26 protein-coding genes are annotated in these 25,227 nt (G+C 34.9%); 20 read left to right on the top strand and 6 right to left on the bottom strand.

Features of this window, described 5'->3' with window-relative positions; all coding sequences use genetic code 11:
* Nucleotides 1-70 precede the first annotated feature (70 nt).
* From atpF to BLT48_RS05120, 14 genes are all read left to right on the top strand, one after another.
* A complete protein-coding gene (gene atpF, locus BLT48_RS05185) occupies nt 71-586 on the top strand; it encodes a F0F1 ATP synthase subunit B (protein ID WP_035023783.1) in 516 nt (171 codons plus the stop codon).
* Nucleotides 573-1,115 carry an ATP synthase F1 subunit delta gene (gene atpH, locus BLT48_RS05180; RefSeq protein ID WP_089975892.1) on the top strand — a complete coding sequence of 181 codons (543 nt, stop codon included), beginning with the start codon at nt 573-575 and terminating at the stop codon, nt 1,113-1,115. Before atpF ends, atpH begins: the two co-directional genes overlap by 14 nt.
* A 24-nt stretch (nt 1,116-1,139) precedes the next feature.
* The gene (atpA, locus tag BLT48_RS05175; RefSeq protein WP_035023779.1) at nt 1,140-2,687 is read left to right on the top strand and encodes a F0F1 ATP synthase subunit alpha; all 1,548 of its coding nucleotides are present in this window, start codon (nt 1,140-1,142) and stop codon (nt 2,685-2,687) included.
* A gap of 15 nt (nt 2,688-2,702) precedes the next feature.
* Nucleotides 2,703-3,617, top strand: a complete 915-nt coding sequence (locus tag BLT48_RS05170; RefSeq protein ID WP_035023777.1) for a F0F1 ATP synthase subunit gamma — start codon at nt 2,703-2,705, stop codon at nt 3,615-3,617.
* Nucleotides 3,618-3,637: 20 nt separating this feature from the next.
* A complete protein-coding gene (atpD, locus tag BLT48_RS05165) occupies nt 3,638-5,044 on the top strand; it encodes a F0F1 ATP synthase subunit beta (RefSeq protein ID WP_035023775.1) in 1,407 nt (468 codons plus the stop codon).
* A 12-nt stretch (nt 5,045-5,056) separates the two neighbouring features.
* The gene (locus BLT48_RS05160) at nt 5,057-5,479 is read left to right on the top strand and encodes a F0F1 ATP synthase subunit epsilon (protein ID WP_089975890.1); all 423 of its coding nucleotides are present in this window, start codon (nt 5,057-5,059) and stop codon (nt 5,477-5,479) included.
* A gap of 176 nt (nt 5,480-5,655) precedes the next feature.
* A complete protein-coding gene (locus BLT48_RS05155) occupies nt 5,656-5,889 on the top strand; it encodes a DUF1146 family protein (RefSeq protein ID WP_089975887.1) in 234 nt (77 codons plus the stop codon).
* A 139-nt stretch (nt 5,890-6,028) separates the two neighbouring features.
* Nucleotides 6,029-7,339 carry a UDP-N-acetylglucosamine 1-carboxyvinyltransferase gene (gene murA, locus BLT48_RS05150; protein WP_089975883.1) on the top strand — a complete coding sequence of 437 codons (1,311 nt, stop codon included), beginning with the start codon at nt 6,029-6,031 and terminating at the stop codon, nt 7,337-7,339.
* A 381-nt stretch (nt 7,340-7,720) separates the two neighbouring features.
* Nucleotides 7,721-8,713 carry a rod shape-determining protein MreB gene (gene mreB, locus BLT48_RS05145; RefSeq protein WP_035023766.1) on the top strand — a complete coding sequence of 331 codons (993 nt, stop codon included), beginning with the start codon at nt 7,721-7,723 and terminating at the stop codon, nt 8,711-8,713.
* A 29-nt stretch (nt 8,714-8,742) separates the two neighbouring features.
* Nucleotides 8,743-8,946, top strand: a complete 204-nt coding sequence (locus BLT48_RS05140; RefSeq protein ID WP_035023764.1) for a DNA-directed RNA polymerase subunit beta — start codon at nt 8,743-8,745, stop codon at nt 8,944-8,946.
* Between the two features lie 156 nt (nt 8,947-9,102).
* The gene (locus tag BLT48_RS05135) at nt 9,103-9,438 is read left to right on the top strand and encodes a single-stranded DNA-binding protein (protein WP_035023762.1); all 336 of its coding nucleotides are present in this window, start codon (nt 9,103-9,105) and stop codon (nt 9,436-9,438) included.
* A gap of 403 nt (nt 9,439-9,841) precedes the next feature.
* Nucleotides 9,842-10,702, top strand: a complete 861-nt coding sequence (locus BLT48_RS05130) for a 3D domain-containing protein (protein WP_089975880.1) — start codon at nt 9,842-9,844, stop codon at nt 10,700-10,702.
* Nucleotides 10,703-10,850: 148 nt separating this feature from the next.
* Complete coding sequence (locus tag BLT48_RS05125) at nt 10,851-11,567, top strand: winged helix-turn-helix domain-containing protein (RefSeq protein WP_035023758.1); 717 nt, start codon at nt 10,851-10,853, stop codon at nt 11,565-11,567.
* On the top strand, nt 11,564-12,985 hold the full coding sequence (locus BLT48_RS05120; protein WP_176944075.1) for an ATP-binding protein: 1,422 nt from the start codon (nt 11,564-11,566) through the stop codon (nt 12,983-12,985). The genes BLT48_RS05125 and BLT48_RS05120 overlap by 4 nt, the downstream gene beginning before the upstream one ends.
* 76 nt (nt 12,986-13,061) lie before the next feature.
* On the opposite strand, the gene BLT48_RS05115 is transcribed toward BLT48_RS05120, so the two are convergent.
* The 3 genes from BLT48_RS05115 to BLT48_RS05105 form a co-directional block, all read right to left on the bottom strand.
* Nucleotides 13,062-13,628, bottom strand: a complete 567-nt coding sequence (locus tag BLT48_RS05115) for a hypothetical protein (protein WP_035023756.1) — start codon at nt 13,626-13,628, stop codon at nt 13,062-13,064.
* A 30-nt stretch (nt 13,629-13,658) separates the two neighbouring features.
* Nucleotides 13,659-14,411, bottom strand: a complete 753-nt coding sequence (locus tag BLT48_RS05110) for a hypothetical protein (RefSeq protein WP_089975877.1) — start codon at nt 14,409-14,411, stop codon at nt 13,659-13,661.
* A gap of 431 nt (nt 14,412-14,842) precedes the next feature.
* The gene (locus BLT48_RS05105; RefSeq protein ID WP_089975874.1) at nt 14,843-16,996 is read right to left on the bottom strand and encodes an LTA synthase family protein; all 2,154 of its coding nucleotides are present in this window, start codon (nt 16,994-16,996) and stop codon (nt 14,843-14,845) included.
* A 289-nt stretch (nt 16,997-17,285) separates the two neighbouring features.
* Between BLT48_RS05105 and BLT48_RS05100 the strand changes: the two genes are divergently transcribed.
* The 6 genes from BLT48_RS05100 to BLT48_RS05075 all read left to right on the top strand — a co-directional run bounded on the left by BLT48_RS05100 (nt 17,286) and on the right by BLT48_RS05075 (nt 22,201).
* Complete coding sequence (locus BLT48_RS05100; RefSeq protein WP_035023750.1) at nt 17,286-17,924, top strand: VanZ family protein; 639 nt, start codon at nt 17,286-17,288, stop codon at nt 17,922-17,924.
* A gap of 101 nt (nt 17,925-18,025) precedes the next feature.
* Entirely contained in the window at nt 18,026-19,207 is a 1,182-nt protein-coding gene (locus BLT48_RS05095) for a class I SAM-dependent rRNA methyltransferase (RefSeq protein ID WP_089975871.1), read from the top strand.
* Nucleotides 19,208-19,245: 38 nt separating this feature from the next.
* A complete protein-coding gene (gene ybaK, locus BLT48_RS05090) occupies nt 19,246-19,740 on the top strand; it encodes a Cys-tRNA(Pro) deacylase (protein ID WP_089975868.1) in 495 nt (164 codons plus the stop codon).
* A gap of 142 nt (nt 19,741-19,882) precedes the next feature.
* Nucleotides 19,883-20,326, top strand: a complete 444-nt coding sequence (locus BLT48_RS05085; protein ID WP_035023745.1) for a MarR family winged helix-turn-helix transcriptional regulator — start codon at nt 19,883-19,885, stop codon at nt 20,324-20,326.
* Nucleotides 20,327-20,375: 49 nt separating this feature from the next.
* Nucleotides 20,376-21,431, top strand: coding sequence for an LLM class flavin-dependent oxidoreductase (locus BLT48_RS05080; protein ID WP_089975866.1), 1,056 nt, complete (start codon nt 20,376-20,378; stop codon nt 21,429-21,431).
* Between the two features lie 203 nt (nt 21,432-21,634).
* A complete protein-coding gene (locus BLT48_RS05075; protein ID WP_035023739.1) occupies nt 21,635-22,201 on the top strand; it encodes an NADPH-dependent FMN reductase in 567 nt (188 codons plus the stop codon).
* A gap of 100 nt (nt 22,202-22,301) precedes the next feature.
* Here BLT48_RS05075 and BLT48_RS05070 read toward each other — a convergent pair whose 3' ends face one another.
* The 3 genes from BLT48_RS05070 to BLT48_RS05060 all read right to left on the bottom strand — a co-directional run bounded on the left by BLT48_RS05070 (nt 22,302) and on the right by BLT48_RS05060 (nt 25,085).
* Complete coding sequence (locus BLT48_RS05070; RefSeq protein WP_089978662.1) at nt 22,302-22,766, bottom strand: VanZ family protein; 465 nt, start codon at nt 22,764-22,766, stop codon at nt 22,302-22,304.
* A gap of 437 nt (nt 22,767-23,203) precedes the next feature.
* Nucleotides 23,204-23,749 (bottom strand): 5' nucleotidase, NT5C type, encoded by a 546-nt coding sequence (locus tag BLT48_RS05065; protein ID WP_035023737.1) that lies wholly within the window; start codon nt 23,747-23,749, stop codon nt 23,204-23,206.
* 31 nt (nt 23,750-23,780) lie between these two features.
* Complete coding sequence (locus tag BLT48_RS05060) at nt 23,781-25,085, bottom strand: BaiN/RdsA family NAD(P)/FAD-dependent oxidoreductase (RefSeq protein ID WP_143019103.1); 1,305 nt, start codon at nt 25,083-25,085, stop codon at nt 23,781-23,783.
* Nucleotides 25,086-25,227: the final 142 nt, after the last annotated feature.

Below are 25,227 nucleotides of genomic sequence, written 5' to 3'. Positions count from 1 at the left end.
GTAGAGAATAATAGTCTCTCTACCTGTTCTTTTAAAGCAACATTGAAGTATAGGTGAAGGAGTGTGGGTAATGGTCAGTCCATTGTTTATAGGGCAAATAACAGCTGGAGATTCTATTGTCACTTTGGTCTCATTTTTACTATTAATGCTAGCATTAAAGATGGTTGCTTGGAAACCTCTGATGGCAATGATGGAGAAGCGAGAACAATTGATTGCAGGAAATATCGATAGCGCTGAAGCAAAGAAATTAGAAGCGGATCGATTGCTTAAAGAACAACAACAAGAATTAGAAGAAACAAGAAACAAAGCGAGTGCAATTATTGAGCAAGCAAGAGACACTGCTGATAAAGTCGAACGAGAACAAATAGCCTCCGCTAAAGTAGAAATAGTACGATTAAAAGAAGAGGCTAAAAAAGCCATTGAATTAGAAAGAAAACAAGCTTTAGCAGGCGCACAAAATGATATCAGTCGTTTGTCTATGGATATTGCAGAGAAATTGATTGGCAAAGAATTATCTAATGAAGGGCATGCTGAACTAATCGAAGAGTATATTGAAAGGTTGGCGAATAATAATGAAATTAAATAGAAACATGAACAATCGCCAACTTGCAGATGCTTTTTATCAAGACTCTAAAGAAAAAGGAACCGTTGACGTTGCGTTTGATAATATGATGGACGTTCGTCAAGTATTAGAAACGATTCCTAACCTAGGAACGATTCTAGTAGATCCTCGTTTGGAAAAATACAAACGAGATCATCTTTTGACTGACTTGATCAAACACTTTGATATAAATACACAAAGTTTCTTGCATATGCTTTATGACTATCATTTAATCAGTGATATTAGAGATGTTGTAAATGAATTTGAAAAAATTTACGATTACAAAAATAGGACGGTAGTTGCTAAAGTGACTACAGCTGTTCAATTAACCGATAGACAAGAGGAACGTTTAATAAACGTTATGAAACAAAAATTAGATGCGAAAAAAGTATTATTGCATACGAACGTTGATGAACATGTTCTTGGTGGAGTAGTTATAGAAGCCGAAAGTCAAGTTTATGATGGCAGTATCCGTTCTAACTTGGAAGCGTTAGAAAAACAATTAATTCGATAAAAGAAGTTATGAGGTGAATCGTTTATGGGCGTAAAAGCAGAAGAAATTAGTTCGCTGATTAAAAAGCAAATTGCAAGCTATCAAAGTGAATTAGTAATAGATGAAGTAGGAACAGTTAGTTACGTAGGTGACGGAATCGCTCGTGCTTATGGATTAGAAAATGCAATGTCAGGAGAACTATTGGAATTTGCCGATGGTACTTTTGGTATGGCACAAAATTTAGAAATAAATGATGTAGGGATTATCATCTTAGGCGAATTTACAGGAATTCGTGAAGGCGATATTGTTAAACGGACAGGTCGAATTATGCAAGTTCCAGTTGGAGAAGCAATGATTGGACGTGTAGTTAACCCTCTAGGACAACCAATTGATGGTTTAGGTGAGATCGTTACAACAAAAACACGCCCAATTGAATCTGAAGCCCCAGGAGTTATGGATCGTCATTCGGTTAATGAACCTTTACAAACAGGAATCAAAGCTATCGACGCATTAGTTCCTATTGGCCGTGGACAAAGAGAATTAGTTATTGGTGACCGGAAAACAGGGAAAACAACCCTAGCAATTGACACAATTTTAAATCAAAAAGGCCAGGATACAATTTGTATTTATGTAGCAATTGGTCAAAAAGAATCAACTGTACGTAATCAAGTTGAAACATTAAAAAAATATGGCGCAATGGATTATACGATTGTTATGACAGCAAGTGCATCTCAACCAGCTCCATTACTTTATATCGCACCTTATGCAGGATCAGCTATAGGAGAAGAATTCATGTACAATGGCAAACATGTTTTGATTATTTTTGATGATTTAACAAAACAAGCTGCAGCTTACCGTGAATTGTCTCTCTTGTTGCGCCGTCCTCCAGGTCGTGAAGCTTATCCAGGAGATGTCTTCTACTTGCATTCACGTTTATTAGAACGTGCTGCAAAATTGAGTGACAAATTAGGTGGCGGTTCTATGACAGCTATTCCGTTTGTTGAAACTCAAGCAGGTGATATTTCAGCTTATATTCCTACAAATGTTATTTCAATTACAGATGGTCAGATCTTCTTAGAAAGTGATTTGTTTTACTCTGGTATCCGACCAGCGATTGCAGCTGGATTATCAGTATCACGTGTTGGAGGTTCTGCTCAAATCAAAGCAATGAAAAAAGTTTCTGGAACATTGCGTTTAGATTTAGCAAGTTTCCGTGAGTTAGAAGCCTTTACTCAATTTGGTTCAGATTTAGATGCTGCTACTCAAGCAAAATTAAATCGCGGACATAGAACAGTTGAAGTTTTAAAACAAGGATTGCATCAAACAATAGCGGTTGAGAAACAAGTGATGATTTTATATGCTTTAACACATGGTTTCTTAGATACAGTTCCAGTTAGTGAACTAGGCCGTTTTGAACTTCAATTTTATGATTTCTTAGATGATCAGCATGCTGAAATCTTAAGTGAAATTGTTGAAACTAAGGATTTGCCAAGAACAGAAAAACTGGATGCAATCATCACTGAATTCATTACTAATTTTTTTACTAATTATATTGACTCTTCAACTGATGCAAACGGCGGACAAACCAATTAAAGGCGGTGAATAAGAATGGCAGCCTCTTTAAATGAAATTACAAAAAAAATAAGTTCAACAAAAAAGACAAGTCAAATTACGAATGCCATGCAAATGGTATCAGGTGCAAAATTAGCAAAAGCTGAAAGTACAGCAGCTGGTTTTCAAATTTATTCTCAAAAGGTAAGAGAAATCGTTACTCATTTAGCGCATACCCAACTTTCCTTGATTGAAAATGACATGATTGGAACGAATTCACCTTCTAATATTGATTTTCATGATATGTTGGTTGAACGCCCGATTAAAAAGACTGGATACATTGTGATCAGTTCAGATAAAGGATTGGCTGGTGGATACAACAGCTCTGTCATTAAATCAACTGTCGATATGATCACCAAAGACCATACTTCTCCAGAGGAATATGTATTTATGGCTGTGGGTTCAACAGCAGCTGACTTCTTTAAATCCAGAGGGATGAACGTTGCTTACGAACTAAATGATATCAGTGACCAACCTTCTTTTGAAGAAGTACGTACGATTGCTAGAACAGCGACTGAGATGTATAAGAATGAAGTTTTTGATGAGTTATATGTTTGTTACAACCATCATGTGAATACGATTATGTTCCAGTACAGAGCTGAAAAAATGTTGCCTTTATCCGATTTGGATGTAACCGAAACAAAAGATTATGCAAAAGATTATATTTATGAACCTTCTAAAGAAGAAATTTTAGATATTATATTGCCTCAATATGCTGAAAGTTTAATATATGGAGCAATTTTAGATGCTAAAGCAGCAGAACATGCAGCACGTATGACAGCTATGAAAGGTGCAACAGATAACGCTAAAAATATTATTGATGATTTAACGATTCGTTATAACCGAGCGCGACAAGCTGCTATAACAGAAGAAATTACAGAAATCATTAGTGGTGCTTCAGCGTCTAAGTAAGTAAATGGGAGGAATAACGAATGAGTATTGGACATATTGTTCAAGTTATAGGACCTGTTGTGGATGTAGAATTTCCAATAAACGATACTATGCCTGAAATTAATAATGCTCTCATTGTTGAAAAAAACAAGAGTAAGAATGAAACGGTTGTCTTAGAGACAGCTTTATTGTTAGGAAATGGTGTTATTAGAACGATTGCCATGGAAGCTACAGAAGGACTGCAACGTGGTATGAGTGTTATTGATACTGAAAAAGCGATTTCTGTTCCAGTTGGGGAAGAAACTCTAGGACGTATGTTTAATGTTTTAGGTGAAACAATCGATGAAAAAGAACCATTTCCAGAAGACGTACAACGTCATCCAATCCATCGTAATGCTCCAGTATTTGATGAATTAAGCAGCAATACGGCTATTCTTGAAACTGGAATTAAAGTTATTGATTTATTAGCTCCTTATTTAAAAGGTGGTAAAATTGGTCTATTCGGTGGAGCAGGAGTAGGTAAAACTGTTCTGATTCAAGAATTGATCCATAATATTGCTGAAGAACATGGTGGGATATCTGTGTTTACCGGTGTTGGTGAACGTACGCGTGAAGGAAATGACTTGTATTTTGAAATGCAAGGTTCTGGCGTTATCAAACGTACAGCGATGGTATTCGGTCAAATGAATGAGCCACCTGGTGCGAGAATGCGTGTGGCGTTAACGGGATTAACGATTGCAGAATACTTCAGAGATGAAGTTGGACAAGATGTATTGTTGTTTATCGACAATATTTTCCGATTTACACAAGCTGGATCAGAAGTATCGGCCTTACTAGGTCGTATGCCATCAGCAGTTGGGTATCAACCCACTTTAGCAACAGAAATGGGACAATTACAAGAGCGAATCACTTCAACTAGCAAAGGTTCCATTACATCTATTCAAGCGATCTATGTACCAGCGGATGACTATACTGACCCAGCGCCAGCTACAGTTTTCGCCCATTTAGATGCAACAACCAACTTGGAACGTAAATTAACGGAACAAGGGATTTATCCAGCGGTAGATCCTTTAGCATCAACTTCTAGTGCGTTATCTCCTGAAATTGTTGGGGAAGAGCATTATAAAGTTGCTACAGAAGTTCAACAATTATTGCAACGTTACCGTGAATTGCAAGATATTATTGCTATTCTAGGAATGGATGAATTATCTACAGATGAAAAAATCGTGGTATCTAGAGCGAGACGTATCCAATTCTTCTTATCGCAAAATTTTCATGTAGCTGAAGCCTTTACTGGCTTGCCTGGTTCATATGTTCCTGTTGAAGAAACAGTACGTGGATTTAAAGAAATTATTGATGGACGTTATGATCACTTACCAGAAGATGCATTCCGTAATGTAGGAAGAATCGAAGAAGTTGTGGCTAAAGCAGAGTCAATGGGTTACTAGGAGGTAAACGTGATGAGTGAAATGCAAGTAAACATTGTTACGCCTGCTGGAATCGTCTACAATCATCGAGCAAGTAGCGTGATTGCTAAAGCAGTGGATGGAGAAATTGGTATTTTATCAAATCATATGCCAATTATTGTGCCACTTACTATTAATTCCGTCCGCATACAACGTGTTTCAATAGATGCTGCAGATTGGGTCGCTGTAAATGGTGGAGTTATGGAAGTTAGAGATAACGTTTGTTCCATTATTGCGGATAGTGCTGAACGTGCAAGAGACATTGATGTTGAACGTGCTTTTGAAGCGAAACAGCGTGCAGAAGAAGAATTGCGTAAGACAGAAGCCGTTGAGAATAAGAGCCACTCAAAACGTGCAGAAATATCTTTAAGAAAAGCTGTCAATCGAATTACTGTTTCTAAGCATAAAAGAGGTTAATTAAAAGGTGGAATAAAGCAGCTCGTCTGCATTTGTTCCACCTTTTTTTATTTTGACCAAAAAAAGAATAACATTGCTGAACTCGTTATATTACAATTTGAAGTCAAGAAAATGTTCTTTCGGCTTCTTTTATGTTAGTATAGTGATAGGATTTAGAAGGGAAGAGAACTAAAAATATGAACTTTCTAGGTGTGCAAGCTCTGGTTACTGTTGTATCTCATTTATTTTTTGTGTTGCTGACTTTTTGGGCATTAAAAGGGATTAGAATAGAAAAATTGTTAAAAAAGAATAATATTGGACAAGCTCGTGTACTTTACTTGTTTGTGTCTATAACTATAGGATACACAGTAAGTACGTTTTTTATGGATTTTTTACTAACCTCACAAAATTTAATTTTTTTGTTTTATTAAGAATTAACTAAATTTATGTTAAAACATCGGTTAAGTTTGTACCTTCACTTGGCTTCGTGTTATACTATTAAATGTTGTCTTGTACTATTTACCTCACACAGTTGTGATAAAGACAATGAAAATTTTGGAGGGATACTACATGGAAAAGATTGTCGTTCGAGGTGGAAAACACCTAACTGGTACAGTGAAAGTAGAAGGGGCAAAAAATGCCGTATTGCCTATTTTAGCTGCCACCATTTTAGCAAGTAAGGGACAAAGTAAATTAACGAATGTTCCCATATTATCTGACGTATTCACTATTAATGAAGTTTTAAGCCACTTGAATTTATCTGTTGATTTTAACGAAACTGAAAAAGAAATTACTTTAGACGCTACAAAGGAATTACATTATGAGGCTCCTTTTGAATATGTAAGTAAAATGCGTGCATCAATCGTAGTAATGGGACCCCTATTAGCTCGATTAGGACATGCAAAAGTTGCTCTTCCTGGAGGATGTGCTATAGGAACACGTCCAATAGATTTGCATTTAAAAGGATTTGAAGCGATGGGTGCGGAAGTACATATCGAAAATGGGTATATCGAAGCATTCGCCGATCAATTAAAAGGAGCTCACATCTACTTAGATTTTCCAAGTGTTGGAGCTACACAAAATATTATGATGGCTGCCACACTAGCTAAAGGAACAACAACTATTGAAAACGTTGCGCGCGAGCCAGAAATTGTTGACTTAGCAAACTTCTTAAATCGTATGGGAGCTAAAGTTATTGGTGCTGGTACTGAAAGTATCCGTATTGAAGGTGTAACAGAGTTAACAGGTACGGAGCATAGCATTATTCCAGATCGTATTGAAGCGGGTACATTTATGATTGCAGCTGCTGTTACAAAAGGAAACATCTTTATTGAAGATGCTGTTGCAGAACACAACAAACCATTGATTTCTAAGTTAAAAGAAATGGGTGTTCAATTTAAAGATGAAGATAATGGATTACGTGTTATTGGACCTGATAAATTAAAGGCAACAGATGTCAAAACAATGCCACATCCTGGTTTCCCAACAGATATGCAAGCACAAATGACAATTGCACAAGTGTTTGCTGAAGGTACGAGTACAATGAAAGAAACGGTATTTGAAAACCGTTATATGCATATGGAAGAATTGCGTCGTATGAATGCTGAATTTAAAATTGAAGGCCAAACATTAGTCATCTACGGACCAGCTGAGTTACAAGGAGCTGAAGTTGCAGCAACAGATCTTAGAGCTGCAGCTGCTTTGATTATCGCTGGTTTGGTTTCAAAAGGTTACACTAGGGTAACGCATTTAGAATACCTGGATCGCGGTTATTATGAATTCCATAAAAAATTACAAGCTTTGGGTGCAGATGTAGAACGTGTTGAAGAGTCTACAGAAGGTACTATGGAAGAAACTGAGCTTGAACGTTTATTTTCGTAATCATAAGTGATAAAAAATAATCTTTTATATATTTAGAAAATAGGTTTTAATATAAGTCTTTTAAAGTAAACACTTAAGAAGTGGTGCTTTAAAAGGCTTATTTTACTTGTCTAACACTAGTCTTATGCCTCAAAAAGAAACCTTCAATGTAAGAAGATAGCTTTTAATCAAGCAACAGTAAAAGTAATAACCTTTTATTTTTTTTGTTTCTTCTTGGAATGCAAACTTCTGTAACAAAAACCATTAAATTTAGTTAAATGTCTTTAATTCGACATTTAAGAATGATACAAGTTATGCTATAATAGTAAATTAGATGGCTACTTTACTTTTAAAAGAGTAGTCAAAGATGAACGAACAAGAGCTTGAGAGGAGAAACAAGTAATGGCGAGAGATATAGGAATAGATTTAGGTACAGCCAATGTATTGATACATGTAAAAGGAAAAGGCATTGTTTTAAATGAACCTTCAGTCGTTGCAATCGATACTACAACAAAACGTGTTTTAGCAGTTGGAGAAGAAGCGTACTTAATGGTTGGACGTACACCAGGCAACATTCGTGCTATTCGTCCATTACAAGGAGGAGTCATTGCTGATTTTGACATAACTGAAGCAATGTTAACTCACTTTATTAATAAATTAAATGTTAAGGGCTTTTTATCAAAACCAAATATTTTGATTTGCTGCCCAACTAATATAACAACAATTGAACAAAAAGCGATTATTGAAGCAGCTGAGAAAAGCGGCGGGAAAAATGTTTACCTTGAAGAAGAACCTAAAGTTGCAGCTATTGGAGCAGGGATGGATATCTTCCAACCAAGCGGAAATATGGTTATTGATATCGGTGGTGGAACAAGCGATATTGCAGTTCTTTCAATGGGAGGAATCGTAACAAGTCGCTCATTAAAAGTAGCTGGAGATCAATTAGATAATGAAATCACACAATTTGTTAAGAAAACACATAAGTTGTTGATTGGTGAACGTACAGCTGAAACAATTAAAAAAGAGATTGGAACAGTTTTCCCAGGTAAACGTGACGACTCAATGGAAGTTAGAGGTCGTGATATGATTACTGGTTTACCTAGAACAATCACAATTACTTCAGATGAAGTTCAAAAAGCTACAGCTGAATCTATGACGATGATCGTCCAACAAGCTAAAGATGTATTAGAACAAACGCCTCCTGAATTGTCTGCAGATATTATTGATCGTGGAGTGATTTTAACTGGTGGTGGCGCGTTATTAGATGGTATTGATCAACTATTCTCTGAACAATTGAGAGTCCCTGTATTTGCTGCTGAACAACCATTAGACTCTGTTGCATTAGGAACAGGAATTTTATTAGAAAATATGACGAAAAAAAAGCGCAAGTTTTAAAAAATAGTCGATCAAAATGAGGTGAACCAATGACTAAGGAAAAAATAGGACTTCAAATTGCCACATTTATTCTAAAAATAGTACTTGTGATTGTTTTGATTGCTCTCGCTTTTATTATTGGAGCAATGATCGGTTATGGTGTATTAGGCGATGGAAATCCATTTGCTATTTTTGAAAAGGAAATATGGGTGCACATTTTTAGTTACTTTACAAAACCTACAATAGTCAACTAATTGTAAACCTTATATGAAGTTAAATGAAAGCAAAAAACAACACAAGTAATTTTCTTTGTGTTGTTTTTTGCTTTTTAGTATTTAATTGATCGAAAAAAAAGTAAAAACATTAGAATTGCAGATAGTAAATAGAGTAAAACAAAAGGAGGAAAGAAAATGAATCAAATTGGATTAGTTGGGCGTTTAGTAAGAGAAGTAGAGCTTAAAGAAGTTGGTGAAGACAAAGTTGTCACTAATAATACCTTAGCAGTAGCAAGAAGAGGGAAGAAAGAAAATAGTCCATCAACTGACTTTATTCCTATTGTTGCATGGGGACAAGTAGCGAAACTTATCCAACTTTATTGTGAGAAAGGGCATATGGTAGGACTTACTGGAAAAATTCAGTCAAGGTCTTACATCAATAAAGAAGAAGAAACTGTTTTTATGGTTGAAATGGTAGTAGACGAGGTACATTTTTTACAAAACAAAAAATTAGAAACAGCTGTAAAGTAATGAAAACGGAATACTTATTGTTACAGAATTGTAATAAAACACATAAAATAGGATGAAATAGAAAAAATGATTAAAAATAAGAGGATTAAGTGATTGGTTTTGTAATAATTAGTCAAAGGAAATGCACAACAAGAAAAATTAAATAACACCCAAAATGAATATTTAATTAGAAAAATGTTAGGTTCTAAAACTTGTTCTGTCAGCAGTAAGCATAAAAATTTTATGCATTATGAGAAAATAACCTGGAATAAATTTTGGTTGAATATTCAGAATCTTTACAGTTGTCTCTTTGAAAACGGTAATCAAAATTGTTGTGTTACAGACCCTTAATTCCTAAGTAACCTTAGCCTATATCGTACGTGATATGATATTTCTCGTACTGAAATAGGAGGAAAATAATCCAATGAAAAAAATAGTTTTATCCATCATTGCCTTATTTATGTTGGCATTAGGAACAACTGGAATCACAACTGTTTTAGCTGCTCAGAATGAGAAAAGCGAAAATACATCAAAAGAAACAAAAACTAAACAATCGGATGAATTAGAAATACAAAATGGTTTAGATTATTTAATTGATGAAAGAGAAGATAGTAAAGCAATTGTTCAAACTTTAGTTACTAGTCCATCTAGTGAAGAACTCTTATTAGAACCGGTTAGTATTGAAGAGGATCAGGAAAAAACTAAAAATGAAGAGAAGAATACAGTTGACTACACAGTTGAATCTGGAGATACATTAATCAATATCGCAACTGCTTTTGAAGTTGACGTAAGTGAATTGATAAAATGGAATGAACACGTAACAAATGATTCACCATTGCAGATTGACGAAGTTATCCAAATTGAAACAAATTTAACTACTGAAACGATTAAACCTGAAAAGCTTACATGGGAAACTGAAACAAACGAAGAAGCTCTCCCAGTATCAAACCAACAAGATACAGTTATAGAAGAAACAAGTGCAGCTTCTTCTGATGCTTCAACGGAAAAGATGACGGTAGTTGCTACTGCTTATAGTCGAAATCAGCCTTCTCTAACGAATATCACTGCTTCAGGAATAGACTTAAGTCAAAACCCTCAAGTTATTGCGGTAGATCCTACTGTAATCCCATTGGGCACTAAAGTTTATGTTGAAGGATATGGAGAAGCGATCGCTGGCGATACAGGAAGTGCAATTATTGGAAATCGAGTAGACTTGCATATGGATAGTATAGATGAGTCGTTCAAATGGGGTATTCAAGAAGTTGAACTAACCATTTTAAATTAATAGAGAGAAGGGAGTTGAGACAATGATCTTGACTCTCTTTTTTTGACGAAATAGTGAAGAATATGAGATGATTCGGCATGATGCTTTAGTTGCAATGGTAAAAAGAGTATAATAAGGTAGAGAATTTTTTTGAGAAAGAGGGTATTTCATGAATATATTAATGATTGAAGATAATCAATCCGTATGCGAAATGATGGAAATGTTTTTCATGAAAGAAGAATGGAAAGCTACATTTGTCCAAGATGGTAAAGAAGGATTAGATGCTTTTCTAAATGATTCCGAAAATTGGGATTTGATTACGTTAGATTTAAATTTGCCAAGTATGGATGGTATGCAGATTTGTCGTGAAATACGAAAAGTTTCAAAAACAATACCAATTATTATGCTAACAGCTAAGGATTCGGAAAGCGACCAAGTTATTGGACTAGAAATTGGAGCGGATGATTATGTTACAAAACCGTTTAGTCCACTAACTTTAATTGCTCGTATAAAAGCTTTATACCGCCGAGTAGATTTAATTCATGATGAAGGTGGTAAAATAGATGAGAAAGCCTATGAAGTGGAGACAAAGTATCTTAAAATGGATAAGAGAACGCGAGAAGCCATTTTATATGATAAACCCATCGACAGTTTGACGCCAAAAGAATTTGAATTGCTTTATACGTTAGCCAAAAGTCCTAAACAAGTTTTTTCTAGAGAACAGTTGTTAACGATCGTTTGGGATTATGAGTATTTTGGAGATGAGCGAACAGTAGATGCGCACATCAAAAAATTGCGTCAAAAAATTGATAAAACGGGTCCACAAGTGATTCAAACCGTTTGGGGAATAGGGTATAAGTACGATGATTCTGGAGTCTCCTCATGAGATTGAATTACTTTTACCAACAAATGCTGGCTTTTTTTGCAGTTGTGACGATCGTCTTAATTATACTAGGATTTTCTTTTTTACAATTTGCCCGAAACACGGCTTATCAGAATACTGAAACTCAGTTGTTTGGATATGCTGAAGCTTTAATTGATGAAGATCTACAGATGGAAAAACTTGAAAATGGACAAGTTATTTTAAAAAATCAAGGTGTATCCATTTTTGTATTTGATAGTACAGATAGTATGATTTACCCTAGTACAACTGAAAAGTACATTAGTGGTATTTCAGATCAAGATTTTAAGAAGCTGAAAAATGGGGAACCAATTTCATTAACTCAAAGAAATACAGATTTTTTTGGTAATCAGATTAATACTGCTATCGTTTATCAGCCTTTTTTCACTCAAAGTACGGGCGAATTCTACGGCTTTATAGCCGTTAGTGCGCCAATCAGTACAATAGAAGCAAATCTAAAGGATATCCGCAATAATTTGTTTAGCGCCTTTATTTTCTCAATTGTGGGTGCAACTATAGCGAGTTATCTTTTTGCTAAGTTTCAAGTGAAAAGAATCAATCGGATTAGAAGTGCGACTCATAGAGTATCAAAAGGAGACTTCAATGTTCATTTAGAAAACAAAGAAATGGATGAATTCGATGATTTGGCGGCTGATTTTAATAGCATGGTTGATTCTTTAAAGAATTCTCAAGAAGAAATCGAACGTCAAGAGAACCGACGCAGACAATTTATGGCTGATGCTGCACATGAAATGCGTACACCGTTGACAACGATTAATGGGCTATTAGAAGGTTTAGAGCACGATATGATTCCAGAAAATCAAAAACAGAGAAGTATCCAATTGATGCAAAATGAAACACGTCGTCTAATACGCTTAGTAAATGAGAACTTAGATTATGAAAAAATTCGATCTAACCAAATTACTTTGCAAAAACAAACTTTTGATGCACATGAAGCGTTAGAAATGATTGTTGAACAACTGAAAGGAAAAGCTCGTGATTCAGGAAACGAACTGATATTAGACTGTCCAACAGAATTAGTTGTATATGCAGATTACGATCGATTCTCTCAAATTATTGTAAATATTATCCAAAATGCTATTCAATTTACGACTAATGGAGAAATTAGTATTATAGGTTATTATGGAGAGAATGAAAGCATCATAAAAATTAAAGATTCTGGTATAGGAATGACTGCTGAAGAAATTAAAAATATATGGGAACGTTACTATAAAGCAGATATTTCAAGAAAAAATACTAAATATGGAGAATCTGGGTTAGGTCTAGCAATCGTTCAGCAATTGGTAAATCTTCATGGTGCAAGTGTTGAAGTAGAGAGTTTACCGGGCGAAGGAACAACTTTTACCTTATCTTTTCCACTTGATTTAAATGAAATAGGTTAAATAGCTATAAGTAAAATAATACAAAAGGTTAGCAGAAGCTAAGACAATTGTCTAACTTCTGCTAACCTTTTGTATTTTAACTGACTTTTCTTGAAGAGGAAGCGATAGGATTTAGATCAAACGGTTTCTCAGAAGCTAAAAGCTGATTATCGGAAGTAACTAAAATAAATGAAAAATCTTTTGTACGTGCATAGTAGCGGAGGGACAATAACCAATCTTGTTTTGAAGAAGCAGATTCAAACCTGAAACAATCTTCTACTAAAATGACTTTTTTATTACATAGTTCATTTAACCGTAATTGCAACTGAAGTGACAGGTTTAAAGGCAATGCTTTAAAAGGTTGATCAGCTAAGGCATCAGATAGATCGAGTTCTTCTAATACTTCATTTACTACTAAATTAAGTGAGCGTTTCATTTGATTAGATGCTAAGGACAAAACAAGCAGCATGTTTTCTCGGACAGTTAAGTAATCAATAAACGTTTCATTCTTTGTAATGACCCCAGGAAAAGAGCCTAACTGTCTATTAAATTGCTTCATCAAAATAGGGAAATCAACTTCCTCAGCTGATAAACTATAAATCGTTTTAGGTTTAATTGAAAATACAGGATGATTGTCAGCTTTTTTTAAAGATTGTTTAAACATAATATTTCCTCCTTAGTCATGACGGTTAAATTAGGAAAGGGTGTTTTTTTTCAGTGATAGCAGCAGATAATTAGGAATACCGATAACTATAAAGCTATAAAAGTTGATGATTCCCACTAAGAAAAAAGCTTGCAAGGTGTTGTTTTGAGTAAAGGTGTTGTGAATAGACTCACCCATTAAAAAAGCGTTAATGTTGAAGCGTGTTAAATCTCCATTCTCACTACTCGATAAAGGAGAATTCCTTTGTAAGTGTACTAAAGAGGCACTTGGCTTTAATTCCTGTTGTAAAATTTCAGATTCCAAATGAGAAATTTTATTCATTACAGGTGTTGTAAATAAACTGTAAATGAAAAGAAGTACCAATATAATCGTGTTGATTAAAAAAAGTTGTTCTACTATTAATTGGGTTGTTAGCTTATAAACCCGTTCTCCCATCAAAAGATAGGTTTGGTATTCTTTTTTTCTAAATCGACTTAAAAATAACTGGATCACTACCATACTAAGCGTACCTGCAAATACAATTAAAAGGAGAAGGTGCTGATATTCCATTGTATAGTGAGTTGTAATCGATTCTAAGACTTTAAAGGGCTCATACAGTGAAGTGTGTTGTGAGTCTAAAGAAGCGATAATTTTGCTTAACTGAACGGAAGAATCTGAAAACTGTTTGGCCAATAATGCAACTACAAAAGCTAGGATAAAATAAACTAGGTAAAAGATAAGCATAAACAGTAAACAATAAGGATGATTTTGTAAATGACGGTAAGCACGTTTAGCAATTGTCAAACACAGTACTCCTTTCTACTTGAATAGTGATTCTATTTTTATTGTAATCATTAAATATGAAAAAACTGTGAAGCAATTAATAAGAGGGAATGTTAGTTAAATGATTTTTAGAAGTTCTATAATTTTTAGTGTGGATAGATGAATCAACCTACTCACCAAAAATTTCTGGAGGAATAGGGTTGCTTGTAGCCTAAATAGGATTCAATGAGAATTAGAAACCGTTAGCGCTTCAGCGATTACGGTTTATTTGAAGCTTGAAAGCCGATAAAACTACAGGCTTACCGGCTTTCAAGCTTCACAAGCAAACCTGTCCATTCCAGAAGAAATTTTATTTTGAAGAATCCACACCATTTGACGAAGAGCTTTTTTAGAACAAAAAAGGTTGAATCCTAAGGGATTCAACCTTTTTCGAATATTTAAGAGATAGTTTATTACTCTGCAACCTTAACGTCAGGAGCTTCTGTTTCAGCTGGTTGTGTTTCGTCAACTAATTCAGGATCGATTAACAATTCTGGAGCATTTGTTTTATATAAATCAACAGTAGATTGATCGCCATGTTGACTATACATACTTGTATCTTCTGTTCCTAAACTTTCATTTAAAGCCTTCATACGTCCCAATTGGTCACGGTAATCGTAATCAGCTGGATTTGTCGTAACAAGACCTTCTGGAGTATAGAAACGCAGCAAATCACTTGTCAAAATGCTGTCAGATAAACTTAATTGAGTATTTACGTCTATTCTTAGTTGTTCAACTTCTGCAAGAACTTCTTCTGAAGGTTCTACAATTAATTCACCTGTTTCAGTGTCATAGATAGTTGAACCATCAACAGTGTATTTAGGAGTTACGAAATTTCCGTTACGGAAGGCAACTGTTTCATCATGGTTTTCAGAGAATAAATCTGTTCCAAGTAAAACATTGTCTTTTGTATCAATTCCTAATAAATGAAGAAGAGTAGGAAGACTATCGATTTGACCGCCGAATTCGTCATGGATTTTTCCATTACCTGTTCCAGGAATGTGAACCATATAAGGAACTCTTTGCATCATAGTATTGTCATAGCTTGACCAAGTTTCAGGATCTTTTCCAAGTAAGGGTGCTAATGTTTCATTTCTTGAATTAGATATACCATAATGATCACCGTAAAGAACAATGATCGAATTATCATATAAACCAGACTCTTTTAAATAGGTGAAAAATTCTTCAATAGCTTGATCTAAATAATGAGCAGTCACAAAGTAATTATCAATTGTATTATCACCCGTTGTAGCAGCTGGAAAATCGACATTTGCCTCATCCAATGGGTAAGGAAAATGATTAGATACTGTGATAAATTTAGAATAAAACGGTTGTGGCAGTTGTTCTAAATATTGGACAGATTCTTTAAAGAATATTTTATCTTTCATTCCATACTCTAACGTATTTTCTTCAGTGAATGTGTAAGATTCATCATCAAAGAAGTAATCAACACCCATTGATTTATAGGTGTTGTCTCTATTCCAGAAAGAACCGACGTTACCGTGGAACATAGCACTCGTATAATTTTTTTCTGAACCTAAAATTTGTGAAGCAGATTGGAAAGTATTGCTACCTCCAACTTGTGTAAAGGCCCCACCTTGGGATAATCCAAATAAAGAATTCTCAAGGAGCATCTCAGAATCAGCTGTTTTACCTTGTCCTACTTGATGGAAAAAGTTACTGAAACTTTGTGTGTCTTCATTGTGGTAGATACTATTTATAAATGGCGTAACTTCAAGAGCTTCGCCTTGTTCAGTCTCTAATTTGTAATCAATAAGAAATTGTTGGAAACTTTCTAAATGTAAATAGATAACATTGCGGTCTTCGGCAATACCAAACATCTCAGCATCAGCCCCAGCAAAATGGTCATCCACATAGCTCAAGACACCTTCAATATCTGATTCATCCGCACTAGCTTTAACTTGATTAGCTTGAGCAGTTTGATAACCGTCATAAGCAGTAAAGAAATTGATACCAAGATATTTAACAATATAATTACGGTCAAATGTACGAGCCAGTAATTGGGGACGATCACTTTCAGCTAAAGCTAAGTTACCAGCAAATAAGGTAAACCCAACAATCGTAGCTGCAACTGCATAACGTTTTTTGAATGGGCGTTTATCCATTGTTACTTTCTTAGTAGCTAATAAAGCAATCAAAATGAAAATATCAACTAAATATAGAAAATCAGTTGCATGCAATAAAGCAAAAGTACTTGCTCCTAATCCTCCAGCAACATTTCCAGCGCCCAAGATGGTACTGACCGATAGGAAATCTGAAAATTCTCTATAGTAGAGGATATTCGCAAAGAATAAAATGGTCATTAATGTGTAGACCGTTATTAAGGCAATATAGGCCTTTTTTGAGCTCTTAAAATAAAGAGCAATTGAAAATAAAATAATCGTTGTCGCAACTGGATTAATCAATAAAATAAATTGTTGCATCATTCCTTCTACACCGAGAGAGAACTCTGCTTGATACCCTATATAGGTTTTAATCCAAAAAACGATAACCACTAAAGAAAAAAATCCCAGCCTCGTTTGTAGTAATTTTTTTATGTTGTTCACTGTTGAATCCTCCTTAAATAAATGACCACAGTATAGATAGTTTAATTTGAAAATTTCAATTTTAAATGAAATCTGCGATAATCCTGCATCATAACACATTTTACAATTTATTTACATTATAGTCAATTTTACTCGCTTTAAAATAGTTGAATAATTTAATCGAATGTCTATTGTATCAGGGATAGGTTTCAAAAAGTAAAGTTTAAGTAAAATTTAGGTACTTCGAATAAACTATCCCTTAATAATAATGTATACTTGATTCGTAATGACAAATGAGGAGGATTTTTTAATGGTATTTTTGCAACCCCTCTTTGATTGGATTGAATCGAGGTTTGGCGAATCAATCAATCACTTTCCATTAGTAGAATTAATTTTTCACAGTATTGATCAAACCTTCGTTTATTTTATTTTTTGGCTTATCGGACGTGGAGTCTTTCTAGCTGTCAAAAAAAAGAAGAAACAGCCAATAAAATGGCGCAGAGAAATTGTTTTAAATGTGTTTATTTTTTATATCCTTCTCTTGATTCATTTAACGGTTTTTCGCGAAGATAATTCCATTATGAATGTGTCCATTGTTATGCGTCCCTTAAGTGAGATCAATTGGATACCGTTTGTAGAAACAGCAAAATTAACTCAGGGAACATCGTTGTTTGACTACTATTATAACTTATATGGGAATATTCTTTGGTTTGTTCCAATGGGGTTTGGCGCAGCTTATTTAATGAAAAGAAAGTATACGTTTTTACGTTCTTTAGGTATTGGAATAGCTGTTTCATTTTTAATTGAAACGATGCAATTTCTTTTCTTTACAGGCGTGTCGGATATTGATGATTTAATTTTCAATACAATTGGAACAATGATTGGAATTGTATTGTTTGAAATAAGTCAATGGCTGTATAAAAAATGGCAAAATAAGAAAACCACTTGAAAGTCATAAATCAAGTGGTTTTCTTATTGCTCTCACAGCTTAATTAGATGCAATATATGGTATACTAGACAAAATAAAAAGGAAAAAGGAGTTTATAAATAGTGGAAAAATACAAATTAAAAAGACGAGCAACTCAAATGGTAAGAGATGGTTACCCGGTATTATTAAAAGAAGATTTTGTGAAAGAACCGATTGAATCTGAAGGAACGATAGTTGAATTGCTTGACGACAACAAAAAATTTGTTGCACGAGCATATCTTGCTAAACAAAATAAGGGAGACGGTTGGATCTTAACCATGAATGAAAATGAAAAAATCGATCAAACTTTTTTTGAACGGTTATTCAATCAGGCATTGGCTGAACGTGCGAATCTTAAGTTAAATGATCAAACGAATGCTTACCGATTTTTCAATGGAGAAGGCGACGGGCTTGGTGGATTGACGATTGATGTCTATGCTGATTATTATATCTTCTCATGGTACAGTGCAGGAATCTACAAGCATCAACAAACGATTTTAAAAGCGTTTCTTGCAGTTGTTTCAGATGTCAAAGGGGTATACGAAAAAATAAGATACCAAACTAAAACAAAGCCTGAAACGAATCATGTTTATGGTGAAGAAGCACCGGAACCGTTATTGATCAAAGAAAATGGCATAACTTTTGCTACTTATTTAAATGATGGATTAATGACTGGAATTTTCTTAGACCAACGCAATGTTCGTCGCAGTATTCTGGAACAATACTCTATGGACAAAACTGTCTTAAACACGTTCAGCTACACAGGAGCTTTTTCTGTTGCTGCTGCAATGGGAGGCGCCAGCCATACCACAAGTGTGGATCTAGCCAATCGTAGCCTAGAAAAGACAAAAGAACAATTTAAAGTCAATGGATTAGATCCAGAACTTCAAACGATTCGCGTAATGGATGTGTTTGATTATTTTAGATACGCTATTCGTAAACAGTTAAAATTTGATACGGTAGTTGTTGATCCGCCAAGCTTTGCACGCTCGAAAAAAAGAACATTTAGTGTTTCTAAAGACTACACTGCATTACTGGAAGATATTATTGATATCACGAATGAAGATGGCGTGATCATTGCGTCTACAAATGCAGCGAATCTATCAACAGAAAAATTTGAGCAGTTTATTGAAACAGCATTTGATCATAAAGGGATAGCGTATGAAATTTTGGAAAAACATACATTGCCTGAAGATTTCAAAATTAATCCTCATTACCCACAAAGTGATTATTTAAAAGTTTATGTAATACAAAAGGGATATTAAACTTATTCCAACTACTTTGAAAAGAAAGTATGATACAAATGAAAAAAAATAAAGTACAAAAAACAAATGCGATTCGGCGATTGGAAAGCAGTGGGATTGCCTATCAAGTACATGAGTTTCCATGGAGCGAGGATCATTTAGGAGCAGAAGCGGCCTTTGAGCAGTTAAACGTAGCGAGAAATCAAATTTACAAAACATTGGTTATTGTAGGTGATAAAACAGGTGTGATTGTTGCTTGTATACCGGGTACTAGTGAGCTTGATTTGAAAGCACTAGCTAAAGTTAGCAGGAACAAAAAAGTAGAATTGCTTCCATTATCGAATCTAGAAAAAACAACAGGTTATGTTCGTGGAGGCTGTTCACCTATTGGAATGAAAAAAGATTTTCCAACCTTTATCTCTAGCCAAGCAAAAAAAATGGAAAAAATCATTGTTTCAGCAGGAAAAAGAGGCATGCAGATTGAAGTGAATACCATTGATTTACAAAAAATGATAAAAGCTGAATTTGTATCTATTGAAGCAAATTCAAATTGAATACAAAAATAGAATTGAACTCCAGACCAAAGATGAAAATTTTGGTCTGAAGTTCTTTTTTGTAAAATACTTTTTAAAAGTAAGTTGACTTTCTATCACTTGACATGTAAAGTGATAGAAAGAAAGTCTAAAGGGGGTCAGCATGAAAAATAATACACTTGCTTCATTAACTTGGCTAAGACTCTTACGTTTCACCAATCAAAGCAATCAGTTATCCAATGAATTTTTGAAACGTTTTAATTTGACAAGTGCTCAGTTTGATGTGCTCGTCCAAATTCAAGTTTATCAACCTTTGACTCAAACGGAACTAGCTCAAAGAGTGACGGTTACTCAAGGTGGTATTTCCAGAATGTTATCTCGATTGGAAAAAGAAGGATATGTTATGAGAACGCAAGAATGGAAACAAAAGACCATCAGTCTTTCGTCAAAAGGAACACAAGTATTAGAAAAAGCAATGCCCGAGCAGTTAGATTTTCAAACATCTTTATTTGAAGATTCGTTAACTAAAGAAGAACTGAAAAATCTTTATAACATGTTGACTAGGTTGTATAAGAATAATGAAAGAAAAGAATTGCCACCCGAATAATTTTTTTAAACTATCACTTGACTAGTCAACCAAAAAGGAGAAACCAGAGATGAAAGAATATCGTATCGATGAAACAAAAGGAATGGAATTTGGATTGTATTCTATTGGAGATCACATGGGAAATCCCCACACTGGAAAAATGATTACTGCTGAGCAACGTATAGGAGAGTTTATTGAAGCTGCTAAACTAGCTGAACAAGCTGGAATTGATGTCTTTGCACTCGGAGAAAGTCACCAAGAACATTTTACATCACAAGCTCATACCGTTATTTTAGGTGCTATTGCTCAAGCCACTAGTAAAATTAAAATAGCTAGTTCAGCAACTGTCTTAAGTGTTTCTGATCCTGTACGTGTATATGAAGACTTTGCAACGCTAGATCTGATTTCTCACGGAAGAGCGGAGATAGTTGCAGGTAGAGGGTCACGTGTAGGGGCTTATAGCTTATTAGGTTATGACGTTCGTGATTATGAAGAACTATTTGAAGAAAAACTAGAGCTGTTAATGATGCTCAACAAGGAAGATAGTGTAACATGGGAAGGAAACTATCGTGCACCACTAAAAAGTGCTCAAATTCTTCCGCAACCTCAAAATGGGAAATTGCCGATTTGGCGTGCTGTAGGCGGGCCACCAGCTAGTGCAATGAAAGCTGGATATGCTGGTATACCAATGATGTTAACAACACTAGGAGGACCAGCATCAAGTTTTAAGGTGTCAGTAGATGTTTACCGCGAAGCTGCCCAAAGAAATGGATTTGACCCGAGTACTTTGCCAATTGCTACAACTAGCTTATTTTACACAGCTGAAAACTCTCAAGATGCTCTTCGTGAGTACTATCCACATTTAAATTATGGTATGCAAGCGATTAATGGTGCGGGATATCCAAAACAACAATTTGCCCAATCCACTGATTACAGAGATGCATTAATGGTAGGAAGTCCGGAACAAATCATTGAAAAAATGATTTATCAATACGAATTATACGGACAACAACGCTTTATGGCTCAAATCGATTTCGGAGGAGTTCCTTATGATAAAATTCAAAAAAATATCGAACTTATTGCCACCCAAATCCTCCCAGCCATAAAAAAATATACCACTAAATAAAGGATGCGGAGTTCGACGTTTAGGCTTGGCAGAAAAACAAAGAATTCTGAAAGGGATGTTTCACCCCTGCAAGAATTATGTTTTTTCCGAGAGCCTGTCGAACGCAGCTCAACTAAAGGATGCTGAACGACCCTGAAAGACACACAGTAAAAACAGGAAATCACAGAATAACTAGCGAATGTTTAAGAAAGAGGTGAGTATAAATGAAAATAGTAGGTATTTCGGGTTCGACTGTAGGAACGAAAACAAGAACAGCAATGAATTATGTGGAAACGAATTTAAAAGAGAAGTATTTAGAGGTAGAGTTTGAATTAATCGATCTAGCAGAGTATGAAATGATTTTTAGTGATGGAAGAAACTATTGGGAATATGAAGGAGATACAAAATACGTTTCTGAAAAAATTATGGCTGCAGATGCTCTTATTATTGGAACGCCGACTTTTCAAGCGTCTATTCCAGCTTCTTTAAAAAATGTATTTGATCTATTGCCGGTTAATGCATTTCGCGACAAAGTAGTGAGTATGGTGGGTACTGCAGGAACCCCTAAACATTTTCTAATGCTGGAGCAACAGCTAAAACCCATTTTAGCTTACATGAAGGCAACGATTGTTCCAACCTATGTGTTTATTGAAGAAAAAGATTTTTATAGAAATGAAATCATCAATGAAGACGTTATTTTCCGGATTGAACGATTGGTTGAAGATACAATTATGTTCAATGATGTATTTGAAGAAATGCGTAAAAAGAAAGATGAAGAATACGGATTTTAAGGTGCTAATGTTAAAAAAATCTTATAAGGCTGAAGACCTCTAGTAAAATGAGTACAAAACCTCTTATCATTCAAAAGCAATGATAAGAGGTTTTGTATGTTTAAGAATAGAGTTTGAATTTTTGAAAGAAAGAAGAAGTTTCATTAGTAAATACAATTTTAACTAATAGATACCCTAAAGCAGCTCCCATTGTATTTACTACAATATCAGCAATATCAGCACCACGCCAGCCGCCTAAAAAGTAGTTGGTTAAAAATTGAACAAATTCAATACCAAAACTGATAGAGAAACCTAAGAGAACTGCTCTAAAAAAGGTGGATTTTTTTTTCAATAAATAATAATAAACAGATAAAGGAACCAACATAAGCAAGTTGGGTAAAGCGGACAAATCAAGAACAGGATCAAAATTAATCCGACTCAACCAAGGAGTTTGGTTTGCATACATCCCCGTTTGTATTTGGAAAGGGAAAAAAGTCAAATATAGAACGGCATAACAATAAAAAGCAAAAGAATAAATCGTGATTTTTTGATAAATTGTAAAAGATTTGTTTCTCGTCTTCCTCATGATATAGACTACCGTTAAAAGAAAAAATGGAATTAGAATAAAGCCTGACAAAGTCATCTGCATGTTTAAAACCCTCTTTCATATGTAAGATAATAAAAGCATACTATACTTTTTTATAATAAAAATCAGTCTGTAGAAGTAGTTTATGCTACAACCTACGATTAGATAATAGAATAAATGCAACCAAGTTATTTCCTAATGCATGAGTAATATTAGAAAACGAATGGATGACAAAAAACAAGAGAGTGGGACAAAAAGCGTTTAGACCCGAATCACTGGAACGAATAAGCGCAGTATGGTCATCGACCATCGAGCATTATTCGTGAAGTGGACGTCGGTCTGCTTTTTGAAGCACGTTTTAGAGTAAACATTCGTATACAGAAAAGAGGCTGGGATTTTGTCCCAGCCTCTTGTTGGAAGTTATAATAGTAAATAAATTATAGTTCATCTTTTATAGACAAAAAGTAATCGCGGATGTCTTTCCAATTATTTGCACGAATGTAACGATCTTCGGTTTCATTTAATGAATTGACAAATAGGATGCCTGTTCCAGAAAAGCGTTCTAATTGACGAATAGAATCATCAATCAAATAATCTGTATGAACGATACTCTTATCGCCGCAAAAAATATAATGCTGGGGATCAATGAAATCAAAATGTTCTTGCAGCCATTCATATTTGGCAGTGAATGTTTTAGGTACATCCATAGCAGCTGTTGCAATATACAAATCATACTCTTCGGCCAATTCGCGTAAAACCATTTGGCTATCTTTCATAACGGGAATATTCCTGAAAAACGCATACGTATTGATGATAGGATAAAGTTCTTTAATTGTTGTAACCAAATCAAAGTTTGGATTTTCTTGTAAATATTCTTCAATAGATTCAAAGGAAACGTGGTATTCTTTTTTGAATAATTCAATAAAACTCATTTCCATATCCGCAATAACTTGATCCATATCAATCGCAATTTTCTTTTTCATAAAAAACATCCTTTCACTTTGAAAAAATTCTTTATTTTGATAAAGCCAGCTTAGCAGCATGCATTCCTGCAATTCGACCTGTGATAAAAGCACCCGTAATATTGTAGCCACCTGTATAGCCATTGTAATCCAATATTTCACCTGTGAAGAAGAGTCCCTGGGTGAATTTGCTTTCCATCGTTTTTGGATTTACTTCTTTCGTGTGGATTCCGCCTCCAGTAACAAAGGCCTTTTCAATCGGCTGAGTACCATTAGCTGAAAATTGAAAATCTTTAATGAACTCAATCAATTGAGTGATTTTATCTGGTGCAGCTTGTTTTAACGGAGCATTTTCGTCCAACCCAGCTTTGTCAAATGCGAATAGCAAATAACGTTCAGGCACAAGGCCTTTCAAAGCATTTTTTGCACTTTTATCGCCATCATTGTTTATCAATCTCTGAATTTGTTGCGTTAATTCACCTTTTGACACATTAGGAAGGGCGTCTAGGCTCATGGTAACTTCCTCTGTTTTATCGCGTTTCATTGTTTGATGAACAAACATAGAGCAACGCAAGACAGCTGGACCTGAAATACCAAAGTGAGTAAAAATCATATCCATTTGATGAGTGACGACCTTTTTGTTTTTTTTATTTAACACACTGAGCGCAACATCTCTTAAAGAAAGACCTTGTAAAGTCGTATCTTTGATAAACGGTTCATCAGAGAGAATAGGAGATTCTGTAGGGTAAAGTGGAGTGATGGTATGGCCTGCTTTTTTTGCCCATTTATATCCATCACCGGTTGAGCCAGTTCTTGGCATAGCTTTACCACCTGTCGAGACGATCACACAACTGGCTTGTAAGTTGCGACCATCTTGCAATTGGACGCCAGTTACTTTTCCTTCATCAAATAATAAAGTGTCAACAGGAGCTTCTGTATAGATATCGACTTCTAACCGATCCATGATACCAATCAAAGCTTCTAAAATCGTTCTTGATTTATCTGTAATAGGGAACATTCTTCCATGATCTTCTTCTTTTAAAGTAACACCATTTGATCTGAAAAAATCCATAATATCATAATTGTCGTATTGATAAAAAGCGCTGTATAAAAAGCGTCCGTTTCCAGGGATGTGAGCAATGATTTCTTCTTTATCTCGATTATTGGTAACGTTGCACCGTCCACCACCCGTAACAAGTAATTTACGTCCAAGAGAGCTGTTTTTTTCGATTACTGCTACTTTTGCGCCATGTTCTGCAGCGGAGATAGCAGCCATCATGCCGCTGGTTCCTCCACCAACTACTAATACATCATACGTTGTCATTTCTTTTATTGGCCTCATTTCTATTCTGTCCATTTGTTCAAATTTTATTTACTTACTTTATCATATTCTGGCAGTTTGTTCCATAAACCTGTAAACTGTTTTAAGATATAAGAACTTTTCTTGTTAAGATAGTGACTTAGCTGTTATGATGTACAAGGCAATGAAATAAAATTGA

Source organism: Carnobacterium viridans (genome assembly GCF_900102725.1).
Classification (GTDB): Bacteria; Bacillota; Bacilli; order Lactobacillales; family Carnobacteriaceae; genus Carnobacterium_B; species Carnobacterium_B viridans.
Note: the sequence above shows the minus strand (reverse complement) of the source record. Positions and strands in the feature narration are given on the sequence as shown.